The sequence below is a fragment of the Microbacterium sp. genome, from assembly GCF_003248605.1.
Lineage (GTDB): Bacteria > Actinomycetota > Actinomycetes > Actinomycetales > Microbacteriaceae > Microbacterium.
Window position 1 is genome coordinate 1 of the sequence record NZ_QFPF01000142.1, and the last position, 5,994, is coordinate 5,994.

The 5,994-nt window shown below is 65.5% G+C and carries 7 protein-coding genes and 1 pseudogene; 6 read left to right on the forward strand and 2 right to left on the reverse strand.

Annotated elements, in window-relative coordinates; genetic code table 11:
- Both DI573_RS13780 and DI573_RS13785 read right to left on the reverse strand, forming a co-directional pair.
- Nucleotides 1-618, reverse strand: a 618-nt coding sequence (locus DI573_RS13780) for an ABC transporter ATP-binding protein (RefSeq protein ID WP_292815449.1), incomplete at its 3' end; no start/stop codon positions are given.
- Between the two features lie 100 nt (nt 619-718).
- A complete protein-coding gene (locus tag DI573_RS13785; protein WP_292815452.1) occupies nt 719-1,360 on the reverse strand; it encodes an XRE family transcriptional regulator in 642 nt (213 codons plus the stop codon).
- 265 nt (nt 1,361-1,625) lie between these two features.
- On the opposite strand from DI573_RS13785, the gene DI573_RS13790 reads away from it, so the two are divergent.
- From DI573_RS13790 to DI573_RS13815, 6 genes and pseudogenes are all read left to right on the forward strand, one after another.
- Complete coding sequence (locus DI573_RS13790) at nt 1,626-1,895, forward strand: type II toxin-antitoxin system prevent-host-death family antitoxin (protein WP_292815455.1); 270 nt, start codon at nt 1,626-1,628, stop codon at nt 1,893-1,895.
- Nucleotides 1,852-2,130: pseudogene (locus DI573_RS13795) on the forward strand (hypothetical protein); the annotation flags it as partial. The gene DI573_RS13790 and the pseudogene DI573_RS13795, both read left to right, overlap by 44 nt.
- A 422-nt stretch (nt 2,131-2,552) precedes the next feature.
- On the forward strand, nt 2,553-3,671 hold the full coding sequence (locus DI573_RS13800) for an ABC transporter substrate-binding protein (RefSeq protein ID WP_292815458.1): 1,119 nt from the start codon (nt 2,553-2,555) through the stop codon (nt 3,669-3,671).
- A 62-nt stretch (nt 3,672-3,733) separates the two neighbouring features.
- Nucleotides 3,734-4,465, forward strand: coding sequence for an ABC transporter ATP-binding protein (locus tag DI573_RS13805; protein ID WP_292815460.1), 732 nt, complete (start codon nt 3,734-3,736; stop codon nt 4,463-4,465).
- 19 nt (nt 4,466-4,484) lie between these two features.
- A complete protein-coding gene (locus DI573_RS13810; RefSeq protein ID WP_292815462.1) occupies nt 4,485-5,504 on the forward strand; it encodes an ABC transporter permease in 1,020 nt (339 codons plus the stop codon).
- The coding region (locus tag DI573_RS13815; RefSeq protein WP_292815465.1) for an LLM class flavin-dependent oxidoreductase at nt 5,425-5,994 on the forward strand (570 nt) is incomplete at its 3' end. The genes DI573_RS13810 and DI573_RS13815, both read left to right, overlap by 80 nt.

Genomic DNA, 5,994 nt, shown 5'->3' on the forward strand with positions numbered 1-5,994 from the left:
CCGTCCGGGCGAGGCGCCCATGACGACCACCCGCGTCGCCATGTAGACGGCCTCGGCGATCGAGTGCGTCACGAACACACCCGTGAACCCCTCGTCGCGCCACAGCGCCCGGACGTCGTCGTTCAGCTTCTCGCGGGTGAACTCATCGAGCGCGCCGAACGGCTCGTCGAAGAGGAACAGCGCGGGGTTGTTGACCAGCGACCGCGCGAGCGACGTGCGCATGCGCATGCCGCCCGAGAGCTGGTGGGGCAGATGTTTGGCGAAGGGCGCGAGGCCCACCATGTCGAGCGCGTGGGCGACGCGGCGCTCGATCTCGGGTCGGGGCAGGCGGTCGAGTTCGCCGAACAGGGCGACGTTGCGCTCCACACTCAGCCACGGGAGGAGCGTCGCATCCTGGAAGACGTAGCCGATGCGGTCGGTGTCGCTCGCGGTGCGCCCGGACGTGGCCGTGTCGAGACCCGATGCGAGGCGCAGCAGCGTCGACTTGCCGCATCCCGACGGTCCCAGAAGGGAGACGAACTCGCCGGGTCGGATCGAGAGATCAACGCCGCCGAGCGCGACGGTTCCGTTGGGGAACCTCATCGCGACATCGGTGAAGTCGAGCGTGGCGCCGGACATCGGCCCTCCCTGAGTGAATATTGACTAGATCAATATCCGCTGAGGATGTTTCGCGGGCGTTTCCCGATAGTTGCGGCGCCGTGAAGGTGGGCGCGCTTACCTAAATATGCTCGACGGTAATATTCTCGTCACTCGCCCGCGGTGCACTCGTGCCGGACTGCGTGACGAGCAGCCGGGCCGGCCAGAGCCCGACGACGCGCCACCGGTGCGACACGCCTCCCGCGAAGTAGAGCGTGTCGCCGGGGCCGATGCGGTGGATGCCCTTCTCGGCGAGGTCGACCTCGAGGTGCCCCGAAATGACGAAGATGAACTCCGCGCCGGGATGCTGGTAGTAATCCTCGAACTCGGTCACGTTCGTGACGAACTCGAGCGGATACATCTCGCGCTCGCCCACCACGAGAGCCTTCGCCTGCCCGTTCGACTGCGTGACCATCGAGCCCTGGTCGACGCGCACGAGGCTGACGGCGTCGTCGTCGATCTCGGCGGCCGAGCCCACTCCGCGCTCGCCGCCCGACAGCAGTGCGGGCGTCGTCGTGCCGAGCGCGGACGCCAGCCGGTGCAGCGACGGCATGCTCGGCCGGGCCCTGCCCCGCTCGATCTGGCTCAGAAACGGCTGCGACAGCTCGGTGCGCGCCGCGAGGGCGACCATGGTCAGCCCGCGCTCTTTGCGCAGTGCGGAGATGCGCCGCCCGAGCTCGAGCGTCATCCGCGCCTCGGTCTCATCGCCGGGGGTCGCTGCCATGCGATTCACCCTAGAGGTTGGCGCGGGTCGGGCTTGCGCGCGGGGTGGGGTCGGGGGTTGCGCCGCGTCGGGGTTCGTCGATCGCGACCTGGCACGAAATGTCGGGCGCACGCGGCGGTTTCGACCATTCGTGCCGACTCGCGGCCGCCGCCGTGTTGCGCGCGCCTGGCGGTCTGCGCGTCTGGGGTTGCGCCCACGGGAATCACGCGAGTGCACGACACATCCGCGAGTGCCACCTGGTGCTATCGAGCGCTAGCCTGGCGGCGTGAGCGAAGCGCGCGCCATCAGCCAGCGCGATCTGCGCACACGCTCGCGTGAGATCATGGACGCCGTCGAGCGCGGCGAGACATTCACGGTCACGCGTGACGGGCGCGGGATCGCAGAACTCGTGCCGCTGCGCCCGAAGCGCCAGTTCGTTCCGGCCGATAAGCTGCTCGGTCTGGGCCGAGGGCTCACCGTGATCGATGCCGATCGTCTGCGCGCCGACATCGATGAGCTGGCCGATCCGCTCGCGGACGACCCCTTTCCGCGCTGAACCTGGTCGCCCACTGCGTGGGGTGCTCGATACCAACGTCGTGATCCACTGGCCGCTGCTCGACCTCTCGGATCTGCCGCGAGAGGCGGCGATCACTGCGGTCACCCTCGCGGAACTGGCTGCCGGTGTGCACGCTGCACGCACCGATCGCGACCGGGCTCAGCGGCTGGACCTGCTGCAGCGAGTCGAGAGCGCATTCGATCCGTTGCCGTTCGATTCGGCGGCCGCTCGCGCCTATGGGCGCATCGCATCCGCCGTGGGATCGGCCGGCCGGCCGTTCGCCTCGCGCTCGCCTCGCCGACCAGATGATCGCGGCCATCGCTGCCTCGCGGGGACTTGCGCTGTACACGACGAATGTCGGGGACTTCGTCGGGCTCGACGATGTGGTCACCGTGGTGCCGGTCCAGCGGCCGTAGGCGCGGCGGTGCGTGGCCAGCCCACCCGGCGGAACTGATGAGTCCGCACGACTGCACACGGCGTAACTCGATTCGTACTCATGTATTTCCGGGGCGCAGCGCCCCGGCATCCGCCGCTGGCAACGGCGTAACGTCCGCGGACATCCGGCGCAACTTCGCAGCGCGGTGAGGTGCGTACGTTCTCCAGTCATCGACGTGATCGCCCACCTCGGGCGACGATCTGGAGAAGGGACGAGCCCACATGATGGCTCTCAATGCGGCGCGCGGGACGAAGGCGGCCGTGATCGCGGTTGCTGCAGCAGTAGCCCTGGCGGGGTGCGCGACCACTGAAGCGGGATCAACGGTCGAGTCCGCGGCGACCTGCGCCGAGACGACGCCGGCGCACCTCGTGATCGGCACGGCCGATCTCGACGTCTCCTATATCCCCTACGGGATCCTCGCCGAAGAACTCGGCTACTTCGATGAAGAGTGCATCGACATGACGATCGATGCTGCCGCTGATGGCCTGATGCAGAGTCTCACCACCGGACAGGTCGACTTCATCATGTCGTCCCCGTCAGAGCCGCTCTTCACCGGCAACGGCGAACCGATCGGCACGAAGATCATCTACAACCTCATTCCGGACCTCAACATCAGCATGGCTGTCATGGAAGATTCGTCGGCCACGTCGGTCGGCGACCTCGAGGGTGCTGTCATCGGAACCTGGGGTCTCGGCCCGTATGCCGACGCGTACGCCTCTCGTTCGCTCGAGCCCTTCGGGCTCGGCCTCGATGACATCACCTTCATCGAGACCGGCTACGGCACCACACCCATGCAGGCGCTCGAGTCGGGCGAGGTGGATGCAGTGCTCTACTGGCCAGGTCTTTACACTGCTTGGGAGCTAGCCGGGTACGATCTGCGCGTGCTCGAGGGCACCGAGTGGTCAGCCACGATGGACGGCATCGGCATCATGACCAGCGACGAGATCGTCGCCGACGACCCCGAACTGGTCGAAGGATTCTCTCGCGCCCTTGCCAAATCGGCGGTCTATCTGAAGCGCTACCCAGAGAGCGCTGTCCGCATGTTCTGGGAAGCGTATCCCGAGCGTGCGCCGCTGCCCGGTGAGGACGAGGCCGCGGCGATGGGTGCGGACCTCGCCATCCTGCAAACCACCCTCGACACAATGCGCGTCACCGAGCGTGAAGAGGACGCCATGTGGGGCGAGCAGACCGCGGAGCGGTGGCAGAACCAGATCGACTACTTCGTGGAGACAGGCATGATCGTGCCGACCGACGAGGTCTTGCCCGAGTCGTTCTTCACCGCCGATCACATCGCGGCGGCCAACGACTTCGACCACGACTCCATCACGGAGCAGCCGTGAGCCTGACGCTGGACCCGCGCACGGAAACCTTCGAGGGATCGATCGCTCTCCGCGATGTCTCGATGGAGTTCCAGACCCGCGACCGCCATACGATTCGTGCCGTCGACACCACTTCACTGACGATCCCGAGTGGGCAGTTCATATCGGTTCTCGGGCCCTCCGGCTGCGGCAAGTCCACGTTGCTTCGCATGATCGCCGGTCTCACCGCCCCCACTTCCGGGTCGGTCGAGATCGGCGGCGAAGCGGTCGCTGGTCCCAGCCGGAAGGTCGGGATCGCTTTCCAGACTCCTTCGCTGCTCGAGTGGTACACCGTCACCGAGAACATCGCCCTGCCCGCTCGGATGGGACGGCGGCGAGTCGACAAGCGAGACGTCGAGCGGAGGGTCGAGGAGCTTCTGACCATCGTCAACCTCACGGCTCTCGGTGGAAAATACCCCAGCGAACTGTCGGGCGGAATGAGACAGCGCGTCGCCATTGCGCGCTCCCTGATCACTGACCCGGCAGTCATCCTCATGGATGAACCATTCGGAGCTCTCGACGCCATCACACGCGAACACATGCACGACGAACTGCTCGCGATCTGGCGGCAGTCCGGCGCGACCGTTCTGTTCATCACCCACGACATCGCCGAAGCGGTCTACCTGTCCGATCGCATCGTCGTCATGTCGCCACGGCCAGGCAGGATCGTCGCCGACGTCGCGAACGAGCTTCCTCGCCCGCGCGGAACCGCAACCCGCTCCCTGCCGGAATTCACCCGGCTGACGAGTGAGCTGCGCGTTCACATCAACCACTGAACCGAGAAGGAAGATCGTCATGGCAGAGGTTCTGACATCCGGGGTCACCCCGGGACGCACCTTCGCAAGCTCGTCCAAGACGGCCGCGCGCACCTCGGTGTCGGTGCTGCGGCGCATCGCAGCGATCCTGGCGTACATCATCGTCGGCCTTTTGATCTGGCAAGGATTCATCGTCGCCTTCGACGTTGACCCGCTTGTCGTACCTGGGCCGATACCCGTCATCGAGTCGCTCGCCATGCAGCTCACCTCGCCGGTGATCTGGGCGGCAACGTGGGTCACGTTTCAGGAGGCGATCTTCGGCTTCGGGATCGGCGCAGCCGTCGGCATCCTCATCGCGATCGTGCTATCCGAGTCGCGGCTGCTCTACAAGCTGATCAATCCGTACATCGTCGCGTTTCAAGCCATCCCCAAGGTCGCTCTAACGCCGCTGTTCATCGTCTGGTTCGGCTTCGGCATCTGGTCGAAGGTGGTGCTCATCGCCACCTTCACCTTCTTCCCGGTGATGGTGAACATGTATCAGGGCCTGCGCAGCACCTCGAACGAGGAGGAGGAGCTGATGCGGGTCTCGCATGCAACGCGGTGGCAGCGCTTTCGGCATCTGCGTCTGTATCGCTCGCTGCCTTACCTCTTCGCCGCCTCTCGGCACTCTCGTGCAGATGTACACCTCGACCTACAACATGGCCGGCCTGTTCGGAATCATCACCCTCCTGTCGTTGTTCGGCGTGGTCTTCGACCTTGTCGTCAAAGGCACGGCTCGGGTGGTCCTGCGGTGGAATCGCCGCGGAGAACACTGACACCCCCGAAGAACGGAACCACGATAGATGTCCTCCCCTCAGAACCACATCCGCCTGATCTGCGACCTCTCGCTCATCCACTCCAACGCGAAGTGGCGCTATCCGGGCTCCTGGCAGGGCTATGCAAAGTACGGCGACCCCGCGCTGTATCTCGACATCGCGCGCATCCTCGAGCGCGGCAAGTTCGACGGCGGCTTTTTCGCCGATGTTGCGGGGACGCCGATGGTCAACGGCTCGATGGTTGACACCGTGGAACTAGGTGTTGCGTGGCCGCGGCACGATCCGATCCCGATGGTGGCGGCCATGTCCACCGCCACCGAGGACCTCGGCTTCGTCACGACGATGTCTATGACGTACAACCATCCCTTCCACGCCGCACGAATGATGGCGAGCCTCGACCACGTCACCCGAGGTCGGGTTGCGTTCAATGCCGTCGTGAGCGGCTTTCCGCAAGAAGGCCAGAACTATGGCTACGACAGCATTCCGGACCATGAGTGGCGGTACGAGAGAGCGACGGAGTTTCAGGATGTGCTGACCAAGCTGTTCGGTTCGGTCGAGTCCGATGCGATGGTCTGGGATCAGACGAGCGGAATCGTGGCCGATGCCACGAAGATCCACCGCATCGACCACGTGGGTGAGCACTTCAAAGTGATGGGGCCGCTTCCTGTGGCGCCCTCGCCGCAGGGCCGCCCCATGCAGGTCATGGCCGGGCAGTCGGATTCGGGCATGCGCTTG

Coding starts and splice junctions, on each gene's coding strand:
- DI573_RS13785 (WP_292815452.1), bottom strand. CDS start 1,360: ATGGCAGCGACCCCCGGCGATGAGACCGAGGCGCGGATGACGCTCGAG.
- DI573_RS13800 (WP_292815458.1), top strand. CDS start 2,553: ATGATGGCTCTCAATGCGGCGCGCGGGACGAAGGCGGCCGTGATCGCG.
- DI573_RS13805 (WP_292815460.1), top strand. CDS start 3,734: ATGGAGTTCCAGACCCGCGACCGCCATACGATTCGTGCCGTCGACACC.
- DI573_RS13810 (WP_292815462.1), top strand. CDS start 4,485: ATGGCAGAGGTTCTGACATCCGGGGTCACCCCGGGACGCACCTTCGCA.